This is a genomic window from Rhizobium sullae, assembly GCF_025200715.1.
GTDB classification, from domain to species: domain Bacteria; phylum Pseudomonadota; class Alphaproteobacteria; order Rhizobiales; family Rhizobiaceae; genus Rhizobium; species Rhizobium sullae.
The window spans coordinates 2,347,415-2,371,303 of sequence record NZ_CP104143.1; the positions used below are offsets into that span (position 1 = coordinate 2,347,415).

General features: G+C 60.6%; 24 protein-coding genes. 11 read left to right on the forward strand and 13 right to left on the reverse strand.

Translation table 11 applies throughout. The features are described from left to right. Positions 1-24: 24 nt before the first annotated feature. Both bacA and N2599_RS12010 read right to left on the reverse strand, forming a co-directional pair. Positions 25-1,290: a bacteroid development protein BacA gene (gene bacA, locus N2599_RS12005; RefSeq protein WP_027508285.1), complete on the reverse strand. Its 1,266-nt coding sequence runs from the start codon at positions 1,288-1,290 to the stop codon at positions 25-27. 122 nt (positions 1,291-1,412) lie between these two features. Further along, entirely contained in the window at positions 1,413-2,594 is a 1,182-nt protein-coding gene (locus tag N2599_RS12010) for a YbfB/YjiJ family MFS transporter (RefSeq protein ID WP_027508284.1), read from the reverse strand. Positions 2,595-2,751: 157 nt separating this feature from the next. Here N2599_RS12010 and N2599_RS12015 point away from each other — a divergent pair, with 157 nt between their 5' ends. Continuing rightward, the gene (locus tag N2599_RS12015) at positions 2,752-3,336 is read left to right on the forward strand and encodes a PadR family transcriptional regulator (protein ID WP_027508283.1); all 585 of its coding nucleotides are present in this window, start codon (positions 2,752-2,754) and stop codon (positions 3,334-3,336) included. Positions 3,337-3,522: 186 nt separating this feature from the next. Here N2599_RS12015 and map read toward each other — a convergent pair whose 3' ends face one another. The 8 genes from map to N2599_RS12060 form a co-directional block, all read right to left on the reverse strand. Continuing rightward, positions 3,523-4,281, reverse strand: coding sequence for a type I methionyl aminopeptidase (map, locus tag N2599_RS12020; protein WP_027508282.1), 759 nt, complete (start codon positions 4,279-4,281; stop codon positions 3,523-3,525). Positions 4,282-4,322: 41 nt separating this feature from the next. After that, entirely contained in the window at positions 4,323-5,384 is a 1,062-nt protein-coding gene (locus N2599_RS12025) for an LLM class flavin-dependent oxidoreductase (protein ID WP_027508281.1), read from the reverse strand. 178 nt (positions 5,385-5,562) lie between these two features. After that, positions 5,563-5,901: a PIN domain-containing protein gene (locus N2599_RS12030; RefSeq protein WP_244915043.1), complete on the reverse strand. Its 339-nt coding sequence runs from the start codon at positions 5,899-5,901 to the stop codon at positions 5,563-5,565. 318 nt (positions 5,902-6,219) lie between these two features. Then, positions 6,220-6,687 carry an SRPBCC family protein gene (locus N2599_RS12040; protein WP_027508280.1) on the reverse strand — a complete coding sequence of 156 codons (468 nt, stop codon included), beginning with the start codon at positions 6,685-6,687 and terminating at the stop codon, positions 6,220-6,222. 103 nt (positions 6,688-6,790) lie between these two features. Beyond that, the gene (locus N2599_RS12045) at positions 6,791-8,050 is read right to left on the reverse strand and encodes an RNA polymerase sigma factor (protein ID WP_027508279.1); all 1,260 of its coding nucleotides are present in this window, start codon (positions 8,048-8,050) and stop codon (positions 6,791-6,793) included. Beyond that, positions 8,047-8,421 (reverse strand): YciI family protein, encoded by a 375-nt coding sequence (locus N2599_RS12050; RefSeq protein WP_027508278.1) that lies wholly within the window; start codon positions 8,419-8,421, stop codon positions 8,047-8,049. The genes N2599_RS12045 and N2599_RS12050 overlap by 4 nt, the downstream gene beginning before the upstream one ends. A 131-nt stretch (positions 8,422-8,552) precedes the next feature. Further along, positions 8,553-9,107: a TetR/AcrR family transcriptional regulator gene (locus tag N2599_RS12055; protein ID WP_027508277.1), complete on the reverse strand. Its 555-nt coding sequence runs from the start codon at positions 9,105-9,107 to the stop codon at positions 8,553-8,555. A 16-nt stretch (positions 9,108-9,123) separates the two neighbouring features. Further along, a complete protein-coding gene (locus N2599_RS12060) occupies positions 9,124-9,585 on the reverse strand; it encodes a nuclear transport factor 2 family protein (RefSeq protein ID WP_027508276.1) in 462 nt (153 codons plus the stop codon). Positions 9,586-9,750: 165 nt separating this feature from the next. Here N2599_RS12060 and N2599_RS12065 point away from each other — a divergent pair, with 165 nt between their 5' ends. After that, the gene (locus N2599_RS12065; RefSeq protein ID WP_027508275.1) at positions 9,751-10,773 is read left to right on the forward strand and encodes an acyltransferase family protein; all 1,023 of its coding nucleotides are present in this window, start codon (positions 9,751-9,753) and stop codon (positions 10,771-10,773) included. Positions 10,774-10,808: 35 nt separating this feature from the next. Here the strand turns inward: N2599_RS12065 and glpK are convergent, their stop codons facing one another. Continuing rightward, complete coding sequence (gene glpK / locus N2599_RS12070; RefSeq protein WP_027508274.1) at positions 10,809-12,302, reverse strand: glycerol kinase GlpK; 1,494 nt, start codon at positions 12,300-12,302, stop codon at positions 10,809-10,811. A 217-nt stretch (positions 12,303-12,519) separates the two neighbouring features. Here glpK and N2599_RS12075 point away from each other — a divergent pair, with 217 nt between their 5' ends. From N2599_RS12075 to xdhC, 4 genes are all read left to right on the forward strand, one after another. Beyond that, positions 12,520-13,296, forward strand: coding sequence for a 3-hydroxybutyrate dehydrogenase (locus N2599_RS12075; protein WP_027508273.1), 777 nt, complete (start codon positions 12,520-12,522; stop codon positions 13,294-13,296). 29 nt (positions 13,297-13,325) lie between these two features. Then, positions 13,326-14,792: a xanthine dehydrogenase small subunit gene (xdhA, locus tag N2599_RS12080; protein WP_027508272.1), complete on the forward strand. Its 1,467-nt coding sequence runs from the start codon at positions 13,326-13,328 to the stop codon at positions 14,790-14,792. Positions 14,793-15,146: 354 nt separating this feature from the next. Next, positions 15,147-17,486 (forward strand): xanthine dehydrogenase molybdopterin binding subunit, encoded by a 2,340-nt coding sequence (gene xdhB, locus N2599_RS12085; protein WP_027508270.1) that lies wholly within the window; start codon positions 15,147-15,149, stop codon positions 17,484-17,486. Positions 17,487-17,730: 244 nt separating this feature from the next. Continuing rightward, positions 17,731-18,543, forward strand: a complete 813-nt coding sequence (gene xdhC / locus N2599_RS12090; RefSeq protein WP_027508269.1) for a xanthine dehydrogenase accessory protein XdhC — start codon at positions 17,731-17,733, stop codon at positions 18,541-18,543. On the opposite strand, the gene N2599_RS12095 is transcribed toward xdhC, so the two are convergent. Further along, positions 18,519-18,722, reverse strand: a complete 204-nt coding sequence (locus N2599_RS12095; protein ID WP_027508268.1) for a hypothetical protein — start codon at positions 18,720-18,722, stop codon at positions 18,519-18,521. The genes xdhC and N2599_RS12095 overlap by 25 nt on opposite strands. Positions 18,723-18,824: 102 nt before the next feature. Between N2599_RS12095 and N2599_RS12100 the strand changes: the two genes are divergently transcribed. Further along, the gene (locus N2599_RS12100) at positions 18,825-19,721 is read left to right on the forward strand and encodes a LysR substrate-binding domain-containing protein (RefSeq protein WP_027508267.1); all 897 of its coding nucleotides are present in this window, start codon (positions 18,825-18,827) and stop codon (positions 19,719-19,721) included. A gap of 7 nt (positions 19,722-19,728) precedes the next feature. Here N2599_RS12100 and N2599_RS12105 read toward each other — a convergent pair whose 3' ends face one another. Then, positions 19,729-20,061 carry a hypothetical protein gene (locus tag N2599_RS12105; protein WP_027508266.1) on the reverse strand — a complete coding sequence of 111 codons (333 nt, stop codon included), beginning with the start codon at positions 20,059-20,061 and terminating at the stop codon, positions 19,729-19,731. Between the two features lie 249 nt (positions 20,062-20,310). Between N2599_RS12105 and N2599_RS12110 the strand changes: the two genes are divergently transcribed. The 4 genes from N2599_RS12110 (at position 20,311) to N2599_RS12125 (ending at position 23,889) form a co-directional block, all read left to right on the forward strand. Then, positions 20,311-20,844, forward strand: a complete 534-nt coding sequence (locus tag N2599_RS12110; protein ID WP_156915204.1) for a hypothetical protein — start codon at positions 20,311-20,313, stop codon at positions 20,842-20,844. Next, positions 20,837-22,078 carry a urate hydroxylase PuuD gene (locus N2599_RS12115; RefSeq protein WP_027508264.1) on the forward strand — a complete coding sequence of 414 codons (1,242 nt, stop codon included), beginning with the start codon at positions 20,837-20,839 and terminating at the stop codon, positions 22,076-22,078. Before N2599_RS12110 ends, N2599_RS12115 begins: the two co-directional genes overlap by 8 nt. Then, positions 22,075-23,409, forward strand: coding sequence for a guanine deaminase (guaD, locus tag N2599_RS12120; RefSeq protein ID WP_027508263.1), 1,335 nt, complete (start codon positions 22,075-22,077; stop codon positions 23,407-23,409). The genes N2599_RS12115 and guaD overlap by 4 nt, the downstream gene beginning before the upstream one ends. Positions 23,410-23,499: 90 nt before the next feature. After that, positions 23,500-23,889, forward strand: a complete 390-nt coding sequence (locus tag N2599_RS12125) for a helix-turn-helix domain-containing protein (RefSeq protein ID WP_244915044.1) — start codon at positions 23,500-23,502, stop codon at positions 23,887-23,889.

A 23,889-nucleotide genomic window follows, 5' to 3' on the forward strand; every position in this document is an offset into this window, starting at 1 on the left:
GAAATAAAATCCGCATACCATGCCTCAACCGTCGGCGTGAACGACGCCTGCTTCACGCTCCAGATAGCGTTGGTCGATTTCCGGCAGCGGTTCGCCCTCAATCGCCGATTCAAACGTCCGCAGGCGCTTATAGATCGACAGCAACTCAACGATCGTCGTCCACGAATTGACGAGATACTGGAACGAGCCGCGCACCTGATCGAATACGTTGTTGATCTGTGTCATCAGGCCGAGCGTCAGCTTGCCGGCGACAATCGAGGGAATGAGCACGATCAGGCTGAAGAGGTTGTCTGCCTGCAGGTAGAAGATGCGGGCGACGTTGAAATACATGTAGTGGAAATAGAGGCGGAAGTAGTTCCGGCGGACGTTGGCGAAGAGCTCAGCGACAGTCGGAGGCGCGGCGCGATCGGCATGGTCCTCGCCGTAGACGAGTTCTTTTCGATAAGACGCCTCAACGCGCTGGTTGCGAAATTCCAGTCCCGGCAGCTTGATACCGACTAGGCCGAGGAACACTGTGCCGAAGATCGACCAGAAGATAGCCGCCCACACGAGCGCATGCGGCACCTCGCCGATCAGCGGCAGTTCGGTGATGCTTGCACCGATCTTGAAGAGCACCGGCAAGAAGGCGATCAGCGTCATGACAGAGCTGACGAGGTTGACGCCGAGGCTTTCCATCGTAGTGGAGAAGCGCATCGTGTCTTCCTGAACGCGCTGGGAGGCACCTTCGATATGGCGGAGCTTCGGCCAGTGTGCCATGTAGTATCCATTCATCGCTGTGCGCCAGCGGAATATCCAGTGGCTTACGAAGAACAGGTTCAGCACGCCGACAGTAATCGCTACAAAGGCGATGCCGGCAAAGCCCAGCATGCCAAAATAGAACTCTGAGGCCGGAACGGATCCGACTGTGGTCAGTGCCTTCTGTATCAAGTTGTAAAAAGGGCCATACCAGGCATTAACTGCCACACTGACTTGAACCGAAAAGTAGGTATTGAAGATGATCAGCGCCGAGCCGAGCACGGACCACATCTGCCAACGATGGGGGCTGTAGGCGAACCAGAAGCCCGCAAAGAGCGCGACCGCGACGATGTAGTAGATATAGAACCACAGGAACGGCGTCGACCAGAACACTGAAACCCCGATCGGGGCCTCCTGCCCGGGCGGCAGCGGTGCCAAGCCAATGACAGCGCCTAGGCGGGAGCCGCCAAAATACCAGAGCAGAACGGCGAGAAGCGCCCAAACCACAGCTGAGGTGAAGAAGAGTTTCGGCTTGGGGAAATACGATACAAACACGGGTGACGTTGCTTTCCTGAACTGGAATCTTGGGAGTATCAGCTGACTGATTGTGCCGGAAACTATGGCAGTTCGAAGAAGGCAGCAATGGGTTTGGCCCATTGTTACGCATTTGTAACGGCTTATCCCAGTTTCTTGATCACCGGCAGCACGAGCGCGGCGCATAGGATGAGGGCTGCAGCGGCGATATAGGTCGGCAGGATGAAGCTGCCCGTTTGCTCGGCGATCCAGCCGGCGACGACGGGGCCGACGATCTGGCCGAGACCGAACGCGGCGGTCATCGTTGCGAAGATGCGGCGCGCGCTTTCCGGCGCCAGCTTGCGGCCGATCTGAAGCCCGTAGGCGGTGATGGCGAGGAAGGTCGCGCCGAAGAGAGCCCCGCCGATCAGCGGCGCCAGCGAATGCGGCAGCATCACGGTCGCGAGAACGCCGAGCGCCTCTATGAGAAGGGCGGTGACATAGACCCAGCCGAGGCCAAGCGGATAGACCAGCGGCCGCCACGCAAAAAGCGCAACAGCTGCCGTCAGTCCGGCGATGAACCAGCAGAGGAATTCAACCATCTGCCCCGCCGCATCCATGCGCGCGATGGCAACGAGGAAAGTCGCGGTGATCACGTAGCCGAAACCGAAGATGCCGTAGGACAGCGTCAGCAGAGCCACCGGCGGCCTCCAGGCGATCGGCGGCTCCTTGCCGGAATTGCCCGCACGCACCGGAGCCGATGGCAGCAGAAGCCAGACGGCGGCGAGGCTGATTGCCGAAAAGACCGCACCGCCGATCCAGTCGGCTTGCCAGCCCGAGGCACCGGTAAAGATGAGGCCAATCAGCATCACCATGACCGAAGAAAGCGCAATGCCAGCACCCGGGCCGCCGAAATGCGCCGCCTGAACGTGGTCGTTGCCTGCCGCAGCACCATGACTCAAGACGATCGACGAGGTGAAGATCATCGCAAAGGCGCTCGCTAGTCCGGCCAGAAAGCGGATGACCGCAAAGGCGGCAACAGAATCGGTCGCGGCCATGGCCGCGAGCAGCACAGCATTCGCCAGAAGTGCCAACAGTGCGACCTTGCGTTCGCGACCCGTCGCCCAGCTGTAAGCAGCAAGCACGGCGCCCGCGAGGTATCCTGCAAAATTGGCCGAGGCGATAAACCCGGCATCGGCCGCCGAAAGCGGCACGCCGCTCATCATTCCGGGCAGGATGGGCGTATAGGAAAACCGCCCGAACCCCATCGCCGCCGACATCGCGATCATGCCGGCAAGGGCCGTCCGCAAGAGGTTCGCTGGTTCAGTATCGCCGCGTGCCAACATGCTCGCTTTATCGCGCTGCACAATGGCAGGGACAAACGAGAAAATCTGATCGATCGATCAATTCCACAAATCCTTGACGCCCCTCTTGCACGATATATCTTACGACATATATTTTACGATATATTTCTGGATATGACTAACGATAAAGGAGCAGGCCATGAGAGGTTTCAGAGGTAGCGGCATGTTCGGCGAAGCGATGCGGATGGGAATGGGTCGCAAGTTTTCGGCCGCTGATCTTCAACTGGTGCTGCTGGCGCTGCTCGACGAGCGTCCGCGTCACGGCTACGAGCTGATCAAGACCCTGGAGGAGCGCTCGGGCGGTTTCTACGTTCCAAGCCCCGGCGTCATCTATCCGGCACTGACCTATCTGGAAGAGACCGAGTTGGCCGAAGTCGAGAACGAAGGCACCAAGAAGCTCTACAAGATCACCGAACACGGCAGACAGAAGGTCGAGGAGAACCGCGCGATGATCCAGCACACGCTGAACAAGCTCGAACGCATCGGCGAGAAGATGGCTTTCGTCAACCGCATGTTCGATCCGGACCACCACGGCCGCCATCGCGACGCCGAGGACGAGGAAGAGTTGATGCGCGACAATGGCGACATCCGCGCCGCCCGTACGCTGCTGCGCGCCGCACTCAGGATGCGCTATCCATGGTCAAAGGCCGAAGCCGCCCGCATCGCCGGCATCCTGGAACGCGCCGCAACGGAAATTCTGCAAGGTGGCAAGCCGCAGACGTGAGGGTGAGGCAGGCTCCCACTGATCCCCTCACCTGCAATTTCCAGCACTTAGCCTGCGGCTAAATGCTAAAGGCCGAAATTGCTTCCTCTCCCTTTGTAGGAGAGGGTACGAACTCTTGTCCTTGGCCGCCGGCCAAGGCCTAGATTTCGTCGGTGAGGGGGTAACGCTATGTCGCGAGAATTGCCGCTAGACCCCGCCATCCGGCAGCGTCAAAATCAGTGGCCCGTTCCGCGTCGCCACGACCGTATGCTCGAACTGCACGGTAGGCGCCTGCGGATCGGCGTAGAGCGTCCAGGCGTCGTCGCCGCCTTCGGCCCATGTCGCGCCGAGCGACAGGAAAGGCTCGACGGTAAAGACGAGGCCCTCGGTCATCATCCGCTTCTCGGAAGGATCGGGCCAAGTGGAAAGCTCGGCGGGCTCTTCGTGCAACGAGCGGCCGACGCCGTGGCTTGCGAGATTGGCGACCAGCGTATAGCGGTTCTTCACCGCGAAGGCACCGACGGCCTTGCCGATCTTCGCCAGCGGCTCGCCGGCCCTCACTTGGTTGAGACCTACCCAGAGCGCCCGCTTGCCGTCGCGGCAGAGCCTCTCGATCTTTGGCTTGACCGGCGGCACGGTGAAGGAGGCGCCGGTATCGGCGAAGAAACCGTCCTTTTCGGCCGAGACATCGATGTTGATGAGATCGCCCGGGCGGATCACACGCGCTCCCGGAATGCCGTGGGCGATTTCCTCGTTGACGCTGATGCAGGTCGCACCCGGAAACTGGTAGCAGAATTCCGGCGCTGAACGCGCGCCCGCATCTTCCAGCGCCCTGCGGCCGATCTGATCGAGCTCCAGCGTTGTCATGCCGGGCTCGACTGCTGCCGCCATCACCTGAATGGCGTTGGCGCAGATGCGGCCGATCTCCTTGAGCTTTACCAGTTCGTCGTCGTTTTCGATTACCATAATTTTTTCCGGCCTGCCGCAAGGCGCAGGCCATCGCGGGTTCAGGCCGTGGCTTTCGCCCCTTCGCCCGCGTCAGTCAATGCCTTTCTGACAAGCGGGGCCACTTTCGTACCGTAGAGCTCGATGCCCCGCATGACCTGCTCATGCGGCATGAGGCCGATCGCCATCTGCAGCAGGAAACGGTCGTTCCTGAATATCTTGTGATGTGCGACGATCTTTTCGGCCACCGCCTCCGGGTCTCCGACGAAGAGGGCGCCGGAAGGCCCGCGCGACATGTCGAAATGCGCCCGGCTCGTCGGTCCCCAGCCGCGCTCGCGGCCGATGCGGTTCATGACCTCCGCCTGCGGACCGTAGAATTGGTCGGCTGCCGCATCCGTCGTATCGGCGATGAAGCCATGGACGTTGATACTGGTCTTCAGCTTCGCCTGATCCTGTCCGGACCGGCGCGCTGCCTCGCGGTAGAGATCGAAGAGCGGCGCAAAACGGCGCGGCTCACCGCCGATGATGGCAAGCGCCACCGGAAGGCCGAGCGCACCGGCGCGCGCCACGGATTGCGGCGTCCCGCCGACAGCGATCCAGAGCGGCAGCGGATCCTGCAGCGGGCGCGGATAGACACCGCGGCCGTTGACCGGCGCGCGCAGCTCGCCCTGCCATGTGATGGTCTCGCCTTCGCGGAGCGCCATCAGCAGATCGAGCTTCTCTTCGAAAAGCTGGTCGTAATCTTCGAGGTTGTAGCCGAAGAGCGGAAAGGATTCGATGAACGAGCCACGCCCCGCCATGATCTCGGCCCGGCCGTTGGAAATCAGATCGAGCGTTGCAAACTGCTGGAACACACGAACTGGATCATCTGAGGAAAGCACCGTCACCGCGCTGGTCAGCCGGATATTCTTGGTCTTCACCGCCGCCGCAGCCAGCGCCACCGCAGGCGCGGAAACGGCATAATCGGGCCGGTGATGTTCGCCGAGCCCGAACACATCGAGCCCCACCTGGTCGGCAAGCTCGATCTCCTCGATGAGATGCTTGAGCCGCTCGGCTCCTTCGGCACCCTTGCTGCGCTCAAGGTTCGGATTGACGTCGGCGAAGGTATAAAGACCCAGTTCCATGCTCGGCATCCTGTTGAATGTGCCCATGGAGATAAGAAGACGGGCAGCGGAGGGCAACCGGAAATTCTGGAACGGACCGTTCGATGAAATTGATGGGTGACTTAGGGTCGCCGCTCCCAGGGATTGATGATCTCGACGCCCATCCCCTGGAAGTCGCGGGTATTGCGGGTCAAGAGCGTCAGATTGCGCACGATCGCCGTCGCACCGATAAACGCATCCCGCGTCGAGCGGGCACGTGCAATGCGGCACAGCGCAGCGCAATCCCCTGGTCGATGTCGATAATACGGCCTTGCATCTGCGTCCTTGCTTGGACGAACCAATTCCGCAAGATCGAAGCTTGATGCGCATCGCGCCGCTCCAGCCTCAATATCCCGTTCCCGATCTCGAAAAGCGCCACGACCGAAACATAGAGACGCTCGGAAGATACCGTCGAAAACCATTCGGCAAAGACAGAATCTGCCTTGCCGGTGAGCAGCTTGCGGAATTCCGACAGGACGTTCGTGTCGATAAGATACATCAGGAGAAATCGACGGACTTCAGCCCAAAATCGTCAATTCTCGGCGGCTCGAACTCGAACTCATCCGCGCCAGGAGAATAAAAAAGCTCGGCAATGCTCGCACCTTTTCCGGCAAGTTTGGTATATTCCTCGATCGTCAACAGAACATGCGAAGGCTTGCGCGATCGGTGATGAAGACCGGCCCTTTTGCAGCCGCCTTCTTCGCGCCGCTGCTACATATATAAGGAACTGCCAATCCGAATCCAAAATCAAAGGATTGCGGGCGCCGGCGGAATCAAGATGAAACCGCTTCAGCACCCGCATGAACTGCCAAAACTATCAGATGCGGGTCAAAAGCTCGGCAAGCTGATCGGCAGCTTTGCCCCAGCCTTCGTGGAAGCCCATCTTTTCATGCTCTTCCTTGTCTTCGGCCCGCCAGTGCAGCGCTTTGGCCGTGTACTTGGTCCGGCCGTTGCCGAGGTCTTCGAGAAGCACCACCGCGGTCATAAAAGGTTTTTCGGATGGAACCCAGGCGCTGATATAGGCGTCTGTCAGGACGATCTTCGCGTTTTCGACGACTTCCAGATAGACGCCGTGGTTTGGAAATTCCTGACCTTCCGGACTGCGCATCACGACAAGACTCGAACCGCCCGGGCGGACGTCGCTCTCGACCTTGGACACCGTCCAGGGGCGCGGGACGAACCATTCCTTCATGAGTTCCGGATCGGTCCACGCCCTGAAGATCTTTTCGCGCGGGGCATCGAATTCACGCACGAGAACGAGTTCGTGTTTTGCATCAGCAATCATTTCAGCATTCCTCCTGTTGAGCAAAACCTGTTTTCCATCAGGTTGTTACAAGGACGTGTCGCCATTTGTCGTTCCGACATCGTCAGCGATTTTTTCTTGAAATTTATTTCGCAGCCGGGTGTGCATGCTCACTCTGCAGCTTGTCGATCTGCAGGCGGATATGAGCCGCTTCGGCAGCGGAATTCGCAAGCGCGATCGCACGGTCGAAGGCTTCGCGCGCCTCCCTCGCTCGGCCCATCTGCTTCAGCAGTCCGCCGCGCAGGCCATGATAGTAGAAATAGCCGTCGAGCTTTTCACCGAGCGTGTCGACGAGCTTCAACGCTTCTTCCGGTCCTTTGAGTTTCGATACCGCAACCGCCCGGTTGAGCGTGACGACCGGCGACGGCTGCAGGCGCTCGAGCACGCCGTAAAGCAGATCGATCTCTTCCCAGTCCGTGTCCTTGGCGCGCTTCGCCCGCGAATGGAGGGCCGCGATCGCCGCCTGCAGCTGATAGGGTCCGGGCCGGCGGTGACGGATCGCCTTGTCGAGCAGGTTCAGCGCCTCGTTGATCAGCGCATGGTTCCAACGCGAGCGGTCTTGATCCTCCAGCAGCACCAACTCGCCATTGGCATCGAAGCGCGCATCACGCCGGGATATCTGCAGCAGCATCAGCGCCAGCAGTCCCATGATCTCCGGCTCGCTCGGAAAGATGCGAAGCAGGAGACGGCCGAGCCGGATCGCCTCGTCGCTGAAGGCAGCGGCCTCGCGTTTCGGATCGCCCTGCGAATAACCCTCGTTGAAGATCAGGTAGATCATCGTTGAGACGATCGCGAGACGTTCCGCCCGCTCCTCCGGCCCCGGCGTCTCGAACGGCACGCCGGCTTTCGCGACCCGTCCCTTGGCGCGGGTAATCCGCTGCTCCATGGCGCTTTCGCCGACGAGAAAGGCGCGCGCGATCTGCTGCACGGAGAGCCCGGAAACGATCCGCAATGCGAGCGCGATCTGCTGTGTCGCCGGAAGGTCCGGATGGCAGCAGATGAAGAGCAGCCGCAGGATGTCGTCGCGATAGTTGGAATCGTCCAGCCGGTCGGCGATATCGCTTTCGGCATCCTCTTTGTCGGAAATCAGATCTTCGTCCGGCAGTGCCTGGGTCTTCGCCTGCTTGCGCACCGCATCGATGCCGCTGTTGCGGCCGACGAAGATCAGCCAGGCGGTCGGATCGCGCGGCGGCCCCTTGTCCGGCCAGGTGCGGATCGCGCGCAGGCATGCTTCCTGAAACGCTTCCTCCGCAATATCGAGATCGCGGAAGTAGCGCAGCAGCGCGCCCAGCGCCTTTGGCCGGGCAGCAGTCAGCGCAACATCGATCCAGGCAATATCCGTCATGTCGAGGCTTCTCCGGGTCGGAAGACGTAGAACGGCCGAATTTCATAGGATGTCGAGCCTGGATTGACCGCCGACAGCTCCTTCGAAAAGGCGACCGCTTCGTCCAGGGTTTCAAAATCGACGACGTAGAAGCCGAGCAGCGCTTCCTTGGTTTCGGCAAACGGGCCGTCGAGCACAAGCGGCTCTTCCTTGCCCTTGCGAACGGTGGTTGCCGCAGTCGTCGGCATCAGCCGCCCGACCGGACCAAGTTTTCCGGCCTGGGCGACGGGAGCCTGTACGGCATGAAGCTTCGCCATGACGGCGTCTTCCTCCTCCTTGGACCAGGAGAAAACCGTCTCTTCATTGGCATAGCAAAGGATTGCGTAAAGCATCTCTCACTCCTCTTCCTCAATGACGAAGAAGTAACCCGGCAACCGACAGGACGCAGCAAAAAATTATCGTTCGGAGGATCGGCAAGCCACGGCAATGGGAGGACGCCAAGGAGCTGCAGCACCGGCTATGCTCAAGTGGCGCTCAACCGCTTCGCCATCTGATCCAGCGCGCGCTTGAACAAGGCCTTGTCATCCAGCGCGCGCGATAGCACAAGAGCCCCCTGGATGCCGAGCACCGCGTCCTCGGCCACCGCCCTCGCCTCGCCGGCCGGGCGGCCGCTGCGGACGAGTGCATCGGCGAGCGCATCGATCCACCGCTGGAAATAGGTGTTGATGACAGCCGCAAATCGCTCGCGGGTCTCGTCCAGCGCAAAGGCGCCGACTAGGCAGATCCGGCCGCCGGAGCGGAAATAGACATCGACATTCTTCCACATCGCGGCGATCGCTTCCGCAGGATCGTCGCGACGAAGCGGCTCGTAGACGAATTGCTCGAACCAGGTGTCGACATCGGCGAGTACGACTGCCGCCATCTCTTCCTTTCCGCCGGGAAAGAAGTGATAGAGGCTTCCCTTGCCGATGCCGGTCCGCTCGGTGATCCGGCTGAGCGTCGCGCCCTCGAAGCCCAGCTCGCGGAAGATTTCGGCAAGCAGCGGTACGACGTCGGTGCGTTCGTAGAGCGTTTTCAGATCTGACGCCCTCCTTTCAAAGGCCGAGGTCGGATAGGCCGGGATGATCGTCCGGCCGCCGGCCGAGTGGCCAGTGGAATTTACGGTCCGATTCCTTGATCGGCAGATCGTTGATGCAGGCGAAACGCCGCTGCATCAAGCCCGCCTCATCGAATTCCCAGTTCTCGTTGCCATAGGAGCGGAACCAGTTGCCGCTGTCGTCATGCCATTCATAGGCAAAGCGCACGGCGATTCGGTTCCCACCGAAGGTCCAGAGTTCCTTGATCAGCCGATAATCCAGCTCCTTTGCCCATTTGCGCGTCAGGAACGCGACGATCTCTGCGCGGCCGTTGATGAATTCCGCCCGGTTCCGCCAGCTGCTGTCCGGCGTATAGACGAGCGATACTCTTTGCGGATCACGGCTATTCCAGCCGTCCTCTGCCATGCGGACTTTCTGCGTTGCGGTTTCTAGTGTGAAAGGCGGGACAAGTGCACTCATGATCATCTCCTGTACCAATATGATTACATTGTACCTATCGGTACATAATTGACAAGCGGCCTTGCTGCGGCATTCCGCCCCGATGAAGAGATTGGCTGCGCGCCCTCGTTTTTGACGAAATTCGCCTATTTATTGCTGTTGCGTTGCACAATTCGGGGAGCGGCCATGCAGCAAAAAACCCGCATCGCTTGGCTCGACATCGCCAAGGGTATGTCGATCATCCTCGTGGTCATCTACCACACGCTCCTCTACCACGACTTCCACGAGATCGCCCCGGACCTCTATGCCCGCCTCAGTAGCATCATGACGCCGATCCGGATGCCGCTGTTTTTCACCGTCTCCGGCTTTCTTGCGGCATCGGCCGTACAGGCGTCCTGGCGCGACTTTTTGCGCCGGAAAATCTGGCTGCTCGTCTATCTCTTCGCGATCTGGAGCACCGCGCGCTGGCTGTTCTTCCGCTATGTCCAGACCAACGCCCTGGTACCGGCCGAAGGCAGCGATCCCTACCAGCTGATCGAGATGTGGTGGGCGCCCAACACCGGCATCCGGTTCATCTGGGCACTGGCGATCTTCATGGTTGCCACAAAGCTCCTCTCCTCCGCCCATCATGCGGCGACGATCGCGATCGCCGCAGTGGTCTCGATCCTCGCCTTCGGCGAGCATCTGCCGGTCGACCTCTTCACCCATCGCAATGTGCTGCAGTATTTTGTCTTCTTCCTCTTCGGCTGCTGGTACGGAAAATCCGTGGTCGGCACGATCACGGAGCGCCCAGTTCTCACGGCATTCGGCGGCTTCCTGCTCTTTGCGGCACTCTATCTGTTGCGCTGGCGGCTGCAGGCCGTCGAGAAAGGCAGCTGGGCGCTGCTCTCTTCCATCGCTGGTCTGGCATGGTTCTGCGGAACCGCCGTGCTAATGTCTCGGCTGCAGCCAGTCCTGCATGCTTTCGCCTATTTTGGTCGCAATACGCTTCCGGTCTATGTGACCCACGTCATGATCGTTTCGCTGCTGGTGGCAGCGATCGCGGCGCTGGTGAAGGCGCATGCGGCAAGCGGCTATGTGACCGCACCGCTTGTCGTGGTCGTGGCGATCGGCCTGTCGCTCGCCATCAAGGCGGTCGCCCATCGCAGCGGCGCCGGCTGGCTCTACGCTCCGCCGGCAGGGCGGAAGCGGCGAGCAATTGCAGCTTGAAGCGGCCAAGCGGCGATAGCCGCGCGAAAGCAATGCTAAAAGCCGCTCAGCGTCCGCTTCACCGCATTGCGCCACCCCTTGATCTTCGCGGCCCGCGTCTTCTCATCCATGTCCGGCTCGAAGCGCCGGTCGCGTTTCCATTTAGCCGAGAAGGTCTTGCGGTCGGGCCACACGCCTGCCCTGCTCCCGGCAAGCCAGGCAGCACCAAGAGCGGTGGTTTCGAGAATGGCCGGACGGTCGACAGGAGCTTCGAGCAGGTCGGCCAGCCGCTGCATCGTCCAGTCGGAGGCGACCATGCCGCCGTCGACGCGAAGCACCGTGTCGTCCTTGCCGTTCCTCCAGTCCTTTTGCATGGCATCGAGCAGGTCGCGGGTCTGGTAGCAGACGGCTTCGAGCGCCGCGCGGGCGAATTCGGCTGGACCGCTGTTGCGGGTGAGGCCGAAGATCGCGCCGCGCGCCTTCGGATCCCAGTGCGGCGCGCCAAGGCCGGTGAAGGCGGGGACGAGATAGACCTCTTGTGTCGGGTCGGCCCGTTCCGCAAGCTCGCCGGTCTTCGAAGCGCGGTCGACGATCCCGAGGCCGTCGCGCAGCCACTGCACGGCAGCCCCCGCAATGAAGATCGAGCCTTCAAGCGCATAGGTCGTCTCGCCGTTCAGGCGGTAGGCGATTGTGGTGAGCAGCCGGTTGTTAGAGCGGACCATGTCGGCGCCGGTATTCAAGAGCGCGAAGCAGCCTGTGCCGTAGGTCGATTTCATCATGCCGGGCTCGAAGCAAGCCTGGCCGATGGTCGCGGCCTGCTGGTCGCCGGCAACGCCGAAGATCGGGATCGCGGCGCCGAAGATCGAGGCATCGGCAACGCCGAAATCGTCAGCGCAGTCCTTCACCTCCGGCAGCATGGCGGCCGGCACGCGCAGGATATCGAGCAGGTCTTCGTCCCAGTTGTTCTCGGCAATATTGTACATCAGCGTGCGCGATGCATTCGTGGCATCGGTGACGAAGCTATTGCCGCCGGTCAGCCGCCAGATCAGGAAGGTGTCGATCGTGCCGAAGCAGAGATCGCCCTTGACAGCGCGCGCCCGTGCCCCTTTCACGTTGGCCAGCAACCAGGAAAGCTTGGTGCCTGAGAAATAGGGATCGAGGATCAGCCCTGTCTTCTTGGTGAACGTCTTTTCGAGGCCCTGGCGCTTGAGATTGTCGCAGTAATTCGCCGTGCGGCGGTCCTGCCAGACGATGGCGTTGTGGATCGGCTTGCCGGTCTCGCGCTCCCAGACGACGACCGTCTCGCGCTGGTTGGTGATGCCGAGTGCTGCGATATCCTTGGCTTCGATCTTCGCCTCGCGCAGCGCCATGTGGATGGTGGAAACCACCGAATCCCAGATTTCCTCCGGATCGTGCTCGACCCAGCCTGAACGCGGATAGAATTGCGTGAACTCCTTCTGGCCCGCGCCGGCGATCCTCATCTCGCCATCGAAAATGATCGCCCGCGTCGATGTCGTGCCCTGATCGATCGCCAAAACATATCCGCTCACGCCTGTCCCTCCCATGCGAGTGCTTTGTTGCAGAAATCAATAAGGCACCAAAGCGAACCTGAAAAGAAAATAAAACGAAAAAGAAACAGCTCTCATCCGGCCTTCGGTCGTTGTCTCCGGCCTACAAATCGTCTCTCCCGCGCGATTGCCAGAAGCGCCGCTTTGGGCATAACCTTCGCGAGATTGCGTCGCGAAAACAAGCCATAGGGAGACGAGCATGAAGAGAACCGTTGTTGTCACTGGATCCACCAGCGGCATTGGGCTTGCGATCGCCACCGCCTTTGCCGGCAAGGGCGACAATGTCGTCATCAACGGCTTCGGAAATTCGGATGAGATCAAGGCGATAGTGGAGCGGCTTGAATCACTTTCCAAAGGAAGCGCGCTCTACCATCCGGCAGATATGACGAAGCCAGCGGAGATAGCCGACCTGATCGGCACGGTGGCAAAGACCTTCGGTACCGTCGACGTGCTAATCAACAATGCCGGCATTCAGCATGTCGAGAAGATCGAGGATTTCCCGATCGAGAAGTGGGACCAGATCATCGCCATCAACCTGTCGAGCTCGTTTCATACGATGCGTGCCGCCATCCCGCTGATGAAGGCGAAGAAACATGGCCGCATCATCAATATCGCCTCGGCGCACGGCCTCGTCGCCTCGCCGTTCAAGTCCGCCTATGTGGCCGCAAAACATGGTATATTAGGTCTGACGAAGACAGCCGCACTCGAACTTGCCGAATTCGGTGTGACCGTGAACGCCATTTGCCCCGGCTATGTGCTGACGCCGCTCGTCGAAAAGCAGATACCGGATACGGCCAAGGCCCGCGGCATGACCGAAGAGCAGGTAAAGACCGAGGTCATCCTTAAGGCCCAGCCGACGCACGAATTCGTCAAGGCCGAGGAGATCGGCGCCATGGCGCTCTACCTCGCCAGCGACGACGCCCGGCAGGTGACCGGCACCCACATCTCGATTGACGGAGGCTGGACCGCGGCATAACCATTTCAAAAACAAGAATAAGGAACATCATGAAAGACAGCATCCACTTCATCCTCAACGGCGAGGACATCGCGCTTACCGATGTCCACCCGACCGAGACGCTTCTTGATTTTCTGCGATTGAGGCGCCGGCTGACCGGCACGAAGGAAGGATGTGCCGAGGGCGATTGCGGCGCTTGCACGGTGCTCGTCGGCCGCCTGCTCGACGGCAAGCTCTTCTACGAGACGGTCAATGCCTGCATCCGCTTCTTGGGATCGCTGAACGGCACGCATGTCGTCACCGTCGAGCACCTGGCCGCCAGGAACGGTACGCTGCATCCGGTGCAGCAGGCGATGGTGGACTATCACGGCTCGCAATGCGGCTTCTGCACCACGGGCTTCGTGATGTCCCTCTACGGCCTGTGGCTCACAAACGAGAAGCCCGGACGGCCCGAGATCGAAAAGGCGTTGCAGGGCAATCTCTGTCGTTGCACAGGTTACGAGCCGATCGTCAAGGCGGCCGAAGCCGTCAGCCGCGCGCGCCCGAGCACGCTCTTCGACCCGCTCGAAAAGACTCGCTCCGAGATCGTCTCAAGGCTCTGGGCGATGCAGACGCGCGAGACGATCACGATCGCATCCGGCGAGGAGCGGTTAATCGTTCCTGGTTCGGTCGAGGCGCTGGCGCGCATTCTGGCCGAGGAGCCGGATGCGACCGTCGTCGCCGGCTCGACCGATGTCGGGCTCTGGGTGACGAAGCAGATGCGCGCCCTGAACCCTGCCGTCTTCATCAACCACCTGAACGAGTTGCAGACGATCAAGGTGACCGATGGCGGCGTCACGATCGGTGCGGGCGTCACCTATACCAAGGCTTTCGAAGCCCTCGCCCCGAAAGTGCCGACGCTCGGCAATCTCATCAACCGCATCGGAGGCGAGCAGGTGCGCAACATGGGCACGATCGGCGGCAACATCGCCAATGGCTCGCCGATCGGCGACAGCCCACCGCCTTTGATCGCGCTTGGCGCGACGCTGAAGATGCGCTCGGCAGCGGGCACGCGCATGCTGCGGCTGGAGGACTATTTCGTCGAATACGGCAAGCAGGACCGCAAAGCCGGCGAATTCGTCGAAAGCGTCTTCATGCCCTACCCGGCCGAAGGCAGCCATTTCGCGGTCTACAAGATCACCAAGCGCCGCGACGAGGACATCACCGCCGTGCTCGGTGCCTTCTATCTGACGCTCGACGAGGCCGGCGACGTCAACGACGTGCGCATCGCCTTCGGCGGCATGGCCGCAACGCCAAAGCGTGCCCGCACCGTCGAATCCGATCTCATCGGCAGACCGTGGAACGAGGAAACCGTCGACAGGGCACGTGGCGCCTTCGATGCCGATTTCCAGCCCCTCACCGACTGGCGCGCCACCGCCGAATACCGGCAGTTGACGGCAAAGAACCTGCTCAAGCGCTTCTACCTGGAAACGGTTGGCACGCCGGTGGAATTGAAGCGGTTCGAGGGAGTGGCGTGATGGTGATCAGCATTGGTGCAAGCCCACCCCCTCATCCGGCTGCCGCCACTTTTCCCCGGCTGGGGAGAAGGGGATGCCGCCCCGTCTCGGTTTCACCTTCTCCCCTCGGGGAGAAGGTGCCCATAGGGCGGATGGCAGTGCAGGCAGAAAAAACTCGCAAGCCTACCCTCTCCTCCTCATTCCTGTGCTTGTCACAGGAATCCAGTGCGCCCAAGCCCTTGGGCGCGAGAGACTCCCTTCAGGCGAATGATTCATTCACGGCGCAGACGCGCCGTGAATGGATTCCTGTGACAAGCATAGGAATGAGGGAGGAGGCAAAGGTAGCGGCTCCCATATTCACCCGGGAGGTGCGCCATGGATAAATCCACCTTCGACACCACCAAAGTCATCATCAGGGGCCCCATGCACGCTTCGCTGAAACATGATTCAGCGCATAAGCATGTGACCGGAACTGCCGATTATATCGATGACATTCCCGAACCCGCCGGCCTGCTGCACGGCGCGCTCGGCACCTCCGACCGCGCCCATGCCGAGATTCTCAGCATGGATCTTTCGGAAGTCCGCAGACACCCTGGCGTCGTTTGGGTCTTCACCGGCAAGGACGTGCCGGGCGCCAATGACGTCAGTTCCAACGGCAGCCATGACGAGCCGCTGCTTGCCGACGCCAAGGTCGAATTCCACGGCCAGCCGATCTTTGCCGTGATCGCCGAAACCCGCGACGCCGCGCGCCATGCCGCGCAGAAGGCGAAGATCGAGTATCGCGACCTGCCGCATTGGAGCGATATCGACGGTGCGCTCGAAAACGGCAGCCCGCTCGTCATCAGCCCGATGACATTGCAGCGCGGCGACGCCAAGGCCGAGATGGACAACGCCCAGCATCGCCTCAAGGGCCAGATGCGCATCGGTGGTCAGGAGCATTTCTACCTCGAGGGCCACATCGCCATGGCGATCCCCGGCGAAGATGACGATGTGACCGTCTGGGCCTCGACTCAACACCCGAGCGAGATCCAGCATATCGTCGGCCACGTGCTGAACATTCCGTCGAATGCCGTGACGGTGAACGTGCGCCGCATGGGTGGCGGTTTCGGCGGCAAGGAAACGCAAGGCAACCAGTTTGCAGCGCTTGCCGCCATCGCCGCCAAGAAGCTGAAGCGCGCCGTCAAGTTCCGTCCTGACCGCGACGAGGACATGAGCTCCACCGGCAAGCGCCACGACTTCCTGGTGGATTACGAGCTGGGCTTTGACGACGAAGGCCGCATCCACGCCGTCGACGCGACCTATGCGGCGCGCTGCGGCTTTTCTTCCGACCTCTCCGGCCCGGTGACGGACCGTGCCCTCTTCCACGCCGATTCCAGCTATTTCTATCCGCATGTGCATCTGACCTCGATGCCGCTGAAGACGCATACCGTCTCCAATACCGCCTTCCGCGGCTTCGGCGGGCCGCAAGGCATGCTGGGGGCCGAGCGCTTCATCGAAGAGATCGCTTACGCAGTTGCCAAGGATCCGCTCGAAATCCGCAAGCTGAACTTCTACGGACAGCCGGGTTCCGGCCGCACGACGACGCCCTACCATCAGGAAGTTGAAGACAACATCATCCTGCGCATCGTCGAGGAACTGGAGGAAAGCGCCGATTACCAGGCACGCCGCAATGCCATCATCGGCTTCAACCGCGACAGCCGCTACATCCGCAAGGGCATCGCGCTGACGCCGGTGAAATTCGGCATCTCCTTCACCATGACCGCCTTCAACCAGGCGGGGGCGCTGGTGCATATCTATCAGGACGGTTCGATCCACCTGAACCACGGCGGCACCGAGATGGGCCAAGGCCTCTACACCAAGGTCGCGCAGGTGCTGGCCGACAGCTTCCAGGTCGATATCGACCGCGTGAAGATCACCGCGACGACCACCGGCAAGGTGCCGAACACGTCCGCGACCGCCGCCTCGTCCGGCTCCGACCTGAACGGCATGGCCGCCCATGACGCCGCCCGGCAGATCAAGGAGCGGCTCGTTGCCTTCGCCGCAGACAAATGGAACGTCGATGCGTCGGACATCGTCTTCCTGCCGAACCGGGTGCGCGTTGGCGAGGCGGAAATCCCCTTCCCCAATTTCATAAAGGAGGCCTATTTCGCCCGCGTGCAGCTTTCGGCAGCAGGCTTTTACAAGACGCCGAAGATCCATTGGGATCGGGCCGCGGGCCGCGGCACGCCTTTCTATTACTTCGCCTATGGTGCCGCCTGCAGCGAAGTCTCGATCGATACGCTGACCGGCGAATATCTGATCGACCGCACCGACATCCTTCACGATGTCGGCTGCTCGCTGAACCCGGCGATCGATATCGGCCAGGTGGAAGGCGGCTTCGTGCAGGGCATGGGGTGGCTGACGACGGAAGAACTCTGGTGGGACGACAAGGGCCGGCTGCGCACACATGCGCCCTCGACCTACAAGATCCCACTCGCCTCCGACCGTCCGAAGATATTCAACGTCCGCCTCGCCGAGTGGTCAGAAAACACCGAGCCCACCATCGGCCGCTCCAAGGCGGTCGGCGAACCACCCCTCATGCTGGCAATCTCCGTGCTCGAAGCGCTCTCCATGGCCGTCGCCAGCGTCGCCGACTACAAGGTCTGCCCACGGCTCGACGCCCCGGCAACGCCGGAGCGGGTACTGATGGCGGTGGAGCGGATGAAGCGGGTGTAAGAGTGGCTTGCTCACTAACGCCTCAAGTCAAGGGGAATGAGCGGGGAAGCTGGTGCAAGTTGTACCCCCCTCTGTCCTGCTGGACATCTCCCGAACAGGGGGGGAGATTGTCTAGAGACGACGGCTCCCTGCGACCAGCAGGCTGCGATAATTCGCATATTGTTTGGCGGCAAGCGCGCGTCATATCAATCTCCCCTCTTGTGGGGGAGATGTCCCGCAGGGCAGAGGGGGGTGCTTTCGCGCCATGACTTCCTCTTTCCTTTCCTTCGCGTCCGCCCACCCAGCCATCATCCTCATCGACGTCGTCGGAACCCAGGGTTCGACCCCACGCGAAGCCGGCGCCTTCATGCTCGTCTCCGAAAACGCCGCCTGGGGCACGATCGGCGGTGGGCAGTTGGAGTTCATGGCGATCCGCAACGCGCGCGAACTGCTTGCGGGCGGCGGCAGCAAGGTCATGGATATTCCGCTGGGACCGGAGATCGGGCAGTGCTGCGGCGGGCGTACGCAATTGCGGTTCCGGCGGGTGACGGATGAACTGATGGCGGAACTGGGAGCACGGCAGGCCGAAGAAACAGAGCGGCGGCCGGAGGTCTATCTTTTCGGTGCAGGCCATGTCGGGCACGCGCTCGCTGCGGCACTTGCGCCGCTGCCGCTTTCCGTGATGGTGGTCGAGACGCGAACGGAAGAGCTTGCGAACCTGCCGGCGGAAACGAAGACGCGGCTTATGGCGATGCCGGAAGCGCTGGTGAAGGAAATGCCCGGCGGTTCCGCCGTCGTCATCCTCACGCACGACCATTCGCTGGACTTCCTGATCGCGCGTGAAGCGCTGGAGAGAACCGATCTTGCCTATACCGGCATGATCGGCTCGGCCACGAAACGCGCGACCTTCGCAAACTGGCTTATGCGCGAAGGAGGCGAGCGAAGCTTGCTCGACCGCCTCACGCTGCCGATTGGCGGTTCGGCGGTCAGGGACAAGCGGCCGGAAGTGATCGCCGCCATGACCGCCGCCGAAATCTTGACGGCGCTTTCCGCCTATCGCCAGAGATCGGCCTCGTAGCGCGGATCGCGTCCATCCAGGAAGCCGAGATCGCGCTTCACGCGGTCCGGTGTGCCCTCGAGATCGAGCCGCGACGGGTGGAATATCTTGCCATAAGCCCACGCCGCGATGCCTGAAACAAGCGCTGAAAGCGAGAGATTGACGGGTTTCGAGCTTTCCTCGATAGCGTGGCAGTCCATGACATCACCTTTGTTCAACTGATGCTATGGCTTGCAGAGTGCCGCTAAAAATGCTGCAATTCCAATCGAACAATCGTCTGAATGCATAAAGAGAAGTTATCCATGAAGCTGTCGAAACAGTTCCCGCTGAATGCGCTGCGCGTCTTTGAGGCTGTGGCGCGGCTCGGCAGCTTCACCAAGGCGGGCGAAGAGCTCGGCATGACGCAAACTGCCGTCAGCTATCAAGTGAAGCTGCTGGAAGAGAATATCGGCGAACCGCTGTTCCTGCGCCGCCCGCGCATGATTAGCCTTACCGATGCCGGTGAACGGCTGGCGCCAAGGGTCACCGAAGGTTTCGCGATGCTGGCCGAGGCGATGGAATCGCTTCGACAAGCATCCGAGGAGACTCTGACGATCCATTCGACGGCGACTTTTGCCCAACAGTGGCTGTCGCGCCATCTTGGCTCGTTTCAGCTAAAACATCCTAACATTGCCGTCAGGCTGAAGACATCTGCAACACTCATAGATTTCAACAGGGAGGCGGCCGATCTGGCTGTCCGCTGGGGCGACGGCAATTGGCCGGGTCTCTGTTGCCATCGCATCATGCGCCTCGATTTTTCGCCGATGTTAAGTCCGGTGCTTGCTGCCAAGGTCGGCGGCGTTCATACGCCCGCCGATCTCCTCAAACTATCGATCATCAGCGCCGGGGACCATTGGTGGCGGATTTGGTTTGCCGCAGCAGGGATCGATAATCCGGGACTGGAGAAATTCCCCAGAAACGAACTCGGCACGCAAATCATGGACGCGAGTGTAGCCGCGGCGGGGCAAGGCGTCGCCATTCTGAATCCGGGGCATTTCGAAGAAGATATCGCCGCAGGCAGGCTCTATCAACCTTTCGAACTATCCTGCAACGACGGCCGCGATTACTGGCTGGCCTATCCCGGGAACCGCCGGAATGTGCCGAAGATCAGGGCCTTCCGGAACTGGATCATCGACGAGATGGGCGCGCACGATCTCTAAGTGGCGCTCAATAACCCATTTCCGGCGCGTAGAAGCAGCGCGGCGTATCCTCATTCGGGAACAGGCAGAGATGGTACTCACCATCGCCGGATTGCATCGCCTTCGTCATCGGCAGCATGAAGACATGAGCCCGCGTCACCAGCCGGTGGTCTCCAGGCAGCAGCGTCACGCGATATCCCCTGGGGGTCACTTTGACGCTCTTCGAAGGGATCATCTGGCAATCGCCTGTATGGTTGTCGCCATTGCAACAGAAAGGTTCGTAAGACCAACCCGCTGGCGCGTCGTGAGCACTCACACTCGACGCGAACGCAATCATCACACTTGCCAGAATGCTGCGCATGGGCATCTTCTCCGTCGATGAATGCGCCGCCCCAATGCGGTTTCCACCTCACCCCGGCGGCTACAATTGTAATTGTAACCGACTCGTGACATTTCAAGGATCACTAAATTTTGCGGCGCAACATATTCAAATGAGACGTGCCATCCCAATGCTTTCTGCAACTTTTAATAACATAAAGGACCGGGAAAAGTGCGGCGACGCAGACTGAATCGGAGACCTTTCGGGCGGAAATACGTCGCGGCAATTGCTATGCTCCCGGCATCAGCCTTGATCGCGGCCGCGACATATTACTATTCAGATCCTGTCGATTTTCAGAGACTTAAACCCGGTGAGCCACAGCCTGCACATCTGCTCATCGCAGAGCAGTTTGACCGCGTTTGTGTTCTTGGACCTTATGAAGACAGACTTCACGAAATGGTGACTGGTGGCGATCGCGCTAACGAGCATCTCGCCAATATCGGATATCGCGGCGACGAAGGCCGTTGGGCAATCATCCTTATTCAAGAGTCGAAGATCGGCGTTCTCCGCTTTAGCCGCTCTGCTAAGCTCGACTTTTTGGCGGCCCATGCCGCGATCGAGCTACCTCTTCCAAGCAAATTGCCAGGAAATTTCACAGCAATGAATTGCGCGGACAGCAAATCCGCGGCGTTCACGATAGTCGAGGGACGATCGCCGATACGTGGTCCTCGGCGAGATAACCGACTGAGGCTCTACCCCTTCCCTCCCGCGGCAACTTTCTGCAATGTGGCGAGTCGGAGGAAGATAGGGGAACTCAATGTATGAATATGCCATAGCGTGGGAATGGCTGGCTTTCGCGGCGCGCTGGTTTCACGTCATCACCGCGATCGCCTGGATCGGCTCGTCGTTTTATTTCATCGCCCTCGACCTCGGCCTGGTGAAGCGGCCGCATCTTCCGCCGGGCGCCTATGGCGAGGAATGGCAGGTGCATGGCGGCGGTTTCTATCACATCCAGAAATACCTGGTGGCCCCGGCGCAGATGCCCGAGCACCTGACCTGGTTCAAGTACGAAAGCTACTTCACCTGGCTCTCCGGCTTCCTGATGCTCTGCATCGTCTATTACGGCGGTGCCGACCTCTTCCTCATCGACCGGCATGTGCTCGATATCAGCGCGCCGGTGGCGATCCTGATGTCACTTGCTTCGCTCGCCGTCGGCTGGGTCGTCTACGACCTGCTCTGCAAGTCGCCGCTCGGCAAGAACACCTGGGGACTGATGGCCGTGCTCTATGCGGTGATGGTCTTCATGGCCTGGGGCTACACACAGCTTTTCACCGGCCGCGCCGCTTTCCTGCATCTCGGCGCCTTCACCGCGACGATCATGTCGGCCAACGTCTTCATGGTTATCATCCCCAACCAGAAGATCGTCGTCGCCGACCTCATCGCGGGGCGCACGCCCGATCCGAAATACGGGCAGATCGCCAAGCAGCGCTCGCTGCACAACAACTACCTCACGCTGCCCGTCATCTTCTTCATGCTGTCGAACCACTATCCACTGGCCTTCGGCACCGCCTACAACTGGGTGATCGCCGCCCTCGTCTTCCTGATGGGCGTCACCATCCGCCACTGGTTCAACACGACGCATGCGCGCAAGGGACGGCCGACCTGGACATGGATCGCGACGGTCATCCTCTTCATCCTTATCATGTGGCTTTCGACCGTGCCGAAGGCGCTGACGGGCGAACGCGATACGACTGCCGCTGTTGCGCCCGCGTTCCAGCAATTCGCCGGCGATCCGCACTTCCCTGCCGTCAAGGAGTTGATCTCGACGCGCTGTTCGATGTGCCATGCTGCCGAACCCGTCTACGAGGGCCTTGCCCGCCCGCCGAACGGCGTCATCTTCGAAAATGACGCGGAAATCGCCGCCCATGCGCGCGAAATCTATATACAGGCAGGCCGCAGCCATGCAATGCCGCCCGGCAATGTGACGGATATCACGCAGGACGAGCGCAAGCTGCTCGTCACCTGGTTCGAAAGCGCAGTCGAAGGCAAACAGCAATGACGACAAAACTCCTGCGCGGGCGCCTGCTCTCGTTCAAGCGCGCTCCGCTCAGTCTCACCGATACGGAGAGCTATAGCTACGAGACCGACGGCGGCCTGGTGATCGAGGCCGGCAAGATCACCGCGATCGGCACCTACTCCGGCATCAGGAAGAAGGCTCCGGCGGATGCGGTCGAAATCGACCACCGCCCGCACCTGATCATGCCGGGCTTTATCGACACGCACCTGCATTTTCCGCAGATGCAGGTGATCGCCTCCTACGCGGCCGACCTGCTCGAATGGCTGAACACCTATACCTTCCCGGAGGAATGCCGCTTCGTCGAAAGCGCGCATGCGCAGAAGATCGCGACGCATTTCTACGACGAGCTGCTCCGTCACGGCACGACGACGGCCGCCGCCTATTGCTCCGTCCACAAGACCTCCGCCGATGCCTATTTCGCGGAGGCCATACGCCGGAACATGTGCATGGTCGGTGGCAAGGTGATGATGGACCGCAATGCGCCTCAGGGCCTGCTCGACACGCCTCAGATGGGCTATGACGAAACGCGGCAGGTGATTGCCGACTGGCACGGCAAAGGCCGAAACCACGTCGCCATCACGCCGCGCTTCGCGATCACCTCAACGCCGCAGCAGATGGAGGCGGCCCAGGCGCTCACCCAGGAATTTCCGGATCTGCACATCCAGACGCACCTCTCGGAAAATCACGAGGAGATTAGGTTCACTTGCGAGCTCTATCCGGACGCGATCGACTACACCGATATCTACGCCCGCTACGGTCTGCTTGGGCCGAAGAGCCTCTTCGGCCACTGCATCCACCTCTCCGATCGCGAGGCCGGCGCCATGAATGAGGCGGGCGCCGTCGCCGTTCACTGCCCGACGTCCAACCTCTTCCTCGGCTCCGGCCTCTTCCCGCTGAAGGCACTCGCGCGTCGCCAAAAACCCGTCAGGATCAGCGTCGCCACCGATATCGGCGGCGGCTCCAGCTATTCGATGCTGCGCACGATGGACGAAGCCTACAAGATCCAACAGCTCCTCGGCGAGCGTCTCAACCCGCTCGAAAGCTATTACTACATGACGCTCGGCAATGCCGAAGCACTCTCGCTTGCAGACAGCATCGGAACGCTGGATGAAGGCACGGACGCCGATCTCGTCGTCCTGAACGCAGCGGCAACGCCTGCCATGGCGCTGAAGATGGACGTCGTGAAGACTCTTCCGGAAGAACTCTTCCTGCTCCAGACCATGGGCGATGACCGGGCGATTGTGGAGACCTATGTGGCGGGCGAGGCAGCGAAGAGCAACCTCACCATTGAACCCAAAATGGGAGCATCATAGAACTTCCATGAGAGTGATCGCCCGGCGAACATTGACGCAATTTGTCGAAAGGGTCAGAAAGGTCAAGCGGCCTTGATTACAACACGATCGATGCTGCAGTGGTGGATTATGAGTGAACTAAGACCCATCCGGAGTAATGAAGACTACGAGAATGCGCTCACTCTTTTAAAGCAACTCTGGGGTGCGCCGGATGGTTCTCCCGAAGCAGACAAGCTGGACATTATCGCGACGCTGATCGATGCCTATGAGGCGTCACACTATCCAATCGATCTGCCCGACCCAATCGACGCCATTCTGTTTCGCATGGAACAACAGGGCTTGAGCCGCAAGGACCTTGAGCCAATCCTCGGCAGTCGGGGACGCATAGCGGAAATTTCTCAATCGCAGGCGATCCCTCTCGAAATGATACGCCGGCTGCATGAGCATCTCGGGATTCCGACCGACATTTTGATCCAGCCGATCCGTACCAACGCGGCATAG